The 2,733-nt window shown below is 62.8% G+C and carries 3 protein-coding genes; all 3 read right to left on the bottom strand.

Going from position 1 to position 2,733, the window contains the following annotated elements; translation table 11 throughout:
- Positions 1 to 63: 63 nt before the first annotated feature.
- Entirely contained in the window at positions 64 to 1,029 is a 966-nt protein-coding gene (locus tag EOA22_RS29990; protein WP_224619575.1) for a DUF3592 domain-containing protein, read from the bottom strand.
- Positions 1,030 to 1,147: 118 nt separating this feature from the next.
- Entirely contained in the window at positions 1,148 to 1,756 is a 609-nt protein-coding gene (locus EOA22_RS29985; protein WP_063170216.1) for a class I SAM-dependent methyltransferase, read from the bottom strand.
- A gap of 226 nt (positions 1,757 to 1,982) precedes the next feature.
- The coding region (locus EOA22_RS29975) for a GH25 family lysozyme (RefSeq protein ID WP_127390447.1) at positions 1,983 to 2,733 on the bottom strand (751 nt) is incomplete at its 5' end.

Genomic DNA, 2,733 nt, shown 5'->3' with positions numbered 1-2,733 from the left:
GCGGGTCACCTGGCCTGGCTTCGACAGCGGACCGCTCGTCCGCTGTTGAAGGCGTCCGGCGCCTCAGACCAGGCCGACCAGAAAGGCGGCGCCACCGAGAAAGCCTGCCGAGCAGATCCATAACAGCCAGAGCCCCCGTACCCGGCATTCCAGCACCGCCGAGCCGGGGTTGGCGGGGTCATAGTGGACGTCGACCTTGCTGCCTTCGACATACTGCCGTGCCTGGCCGCCGACGAGGCCGGGCAACGAAGCCGTCACGGTTCCGCCGAAGGTCACACGATCGGCGCTGTAGCGCTGGCCGGCGACGTCATAGGAGTAGACGATGCGGGATTTGAAGACGGTGCGCCAGCGACCATGGCCAGAATGGTTTCGGAGCGCCTGCAGGCCCGAGTTATCGATGCGGCCGGCAGTGACCGGCCATTTTGCCGCCTGCTCGGCCAGCGATCTCTGGACGAAGCCCATGCGCAAGGCAAACAGGCCCATGAACAGCAGCAGCGCTCCCGCGCCGAGGTTTTGCGGCTTGGGCAAATGCGGCCTGATCGCCTCCAGGACGCCGCCGACGGAAAACACCAGCACAAGCGCGCCGACCACCAGCCCGGCCGAGAGCTGGATCATGAACTTGAAGGCGCCTTCGGGCATGGTGCGCTCGATCACGGCTTTGCTCGGATCGGCCGGATTGTAGAAGACAGTCACCTCCGCGCCGCGGGGAAACTGGGCAAGGGTTTCGGTGACTTCGAAATTCCCCAAATTCTCCTTCACGCTGTAGCGCGAGCTTTGAAATTTCTTGCCGCCGACCTTGTATTCGAAGGTGATCGCCGGAAAATTGCGCATTTCGGTCGTATCAGTGCTGTCCGAACCAACGCCCGAGCTTCTGACCTCGCGTGCCTCGACGCGCGACGAGATGATCTTTCCCGGCGTCGGCAGCCAGCGGCTGAGTGCCTTCACCTCTCGCCATTTCATGAAGGTGATGAACGACAGCGCGCCCGCGACCACGCAGGCAAAGCCGACAAGCATGATCTTGAGTTCCAACTCGTCTCCCCCCAGGAGTGCAGGAACCCGCACATAGACAGCATGGCGGCGGCAATGTCTTGTATTTTCGCAAATCTGAAAAGGCTGAGCAGCGCAAACGGCAACAGCCCACGCCGCGTTATGCAGGCTTCACGGCCAGGAACGTGTTCCATTCTTCGCTATTGCGGCCGACGTTGAAATCGTCCCTGATAAGGACCAGCCCGGCGCCTTCGAGATGGGCGGCGAAGTCGTCCCTGCGCCAGTAGACCATGTGATATTCGCCTGATCTCTCGCCGTCGCCATTGCGCATCGAGACGAGGAAGGCGCCGCCCGGGCGCAGCGACCCGGCTATCTTGGCAAGCACCTGGTCGGTCTGGTCGCGAGGCACGTGGATCAGGACGCATAGGGCAAGGACCGCGTCGTAGGGGCCGCCGAGATCATCGGTGATGAGATCGAGCAACTCGCCATGCTTACCACGCGCGGCCTGCAGCTCGAGAAACCGCTTGGTGGCGTCGGTGCGCCGAACCTTGACGCCCAAATTTTCCAGAAAATCCGCATCGTATCCGGCTCCGGACCCGACTTCCAAAATCCGGCCACCTGTGCCGGCGATTGCCACCAGGCGCTTGAGCGATGCCTGCTCCCTCTCGTTGGGAACATGGCGCACGATGGCATCATATTGTTCCGCATAATCCTCGTAAGCGCTGATCGTTTGACGGCTCTGTGCCAGAGCCTCCGATGACACACCCATCTTTTCCTCCCATGCGTCCTTGTTGGTCAAAGAGCCAGGCACTTTCCTCAGCGAATGCTGCCGGCGGAAGCGTGTCCATCGAGCAGTCCGATATCGCGCTTGAAATGGTCCGACAGCGCACGCTGGTCAAGCAGGCCGCGTGAGCGGGTCCTGAAGGGAGCGGCGAAGAGGTCGAGGATCGGCGGACACCCGAGAAAGCGAACGACGCCAAGCCTGATAGCTTGTCTCAGTTGGCGTCGGCTACCGTCTGCCGGCCCCCGGCCCAGGCGCGCCATTGCCGTTCGTCGCCATGGAAGACATTGAGGTCTATGCGGCCAGTGACGCCGTGCGACAGGCCGGAGCCGGAATACTGCCAGAACAGCCATTTGCGACCGGGATAGACCTTTGACGGATGCTGGGCGACCGCACGCAGCCAAAACGGATAGTCGAGGAATTCGCCCCTGAGATTGTCGCGGTAGAAATCGGGCGCGGTGTAGATGATGGGCCGCTGGCCGTAATAGCGCTCCAGCTTGTCCATGAACACCTGCATCTTTTCCAGCACCTTTTCGCGCGACGGCCGCCGCTTGCAGCTGGACTCGCCGTTCCACTCGACGTCGATCACCGGCGGCAGCGCGCCTTCGACCCTGGGCACGTTGCGGATGAACCAGTCCGCCTGCTCGCCCGCCGTGCGGCACCAGTAGAAGAAATGGTAGGCGCCGCGCTTCAAGCCGGCGGCGTCGGCGTTGCGCCAGTTTTTCATGAACATCGGATCGAGGTGGTCGCCACCGTCGGTCGCCTTGATGTAGGCGAAGTTGGCGCCCTGCGCCCGCAGCTTGTCCCAGTTGACGTTGCCTTGCCAACGCGAGACGTCGACGCCGTGCACTGCAAGGCGGCGAGGCGAACCCTTGCCGAAATTGATCGGCTTGGCGTCGCGAAAACCGTAACGGGTGAGCGGCCCGGCAAGCATGGCCGGTGCCGCGCGGGTCAATAGCTTGGGC

Origin of the sequence: Mesorhizobium sp. M7A.F.Ca.US.014.04.1.1, assembly GCF_003998745.1 — a bacterium.
GTDB classification, from domain to species: domain Bacteria; phylum Pseudomonadota; class Alphaproteobacteria; order Rhizobiales; family Rhizobiaceae; genus Mesorhizobium; species Mesorhizobium ciceri.
This window is presented reverse-complemented; position numbering and strand designations above follow the sequence as displayed.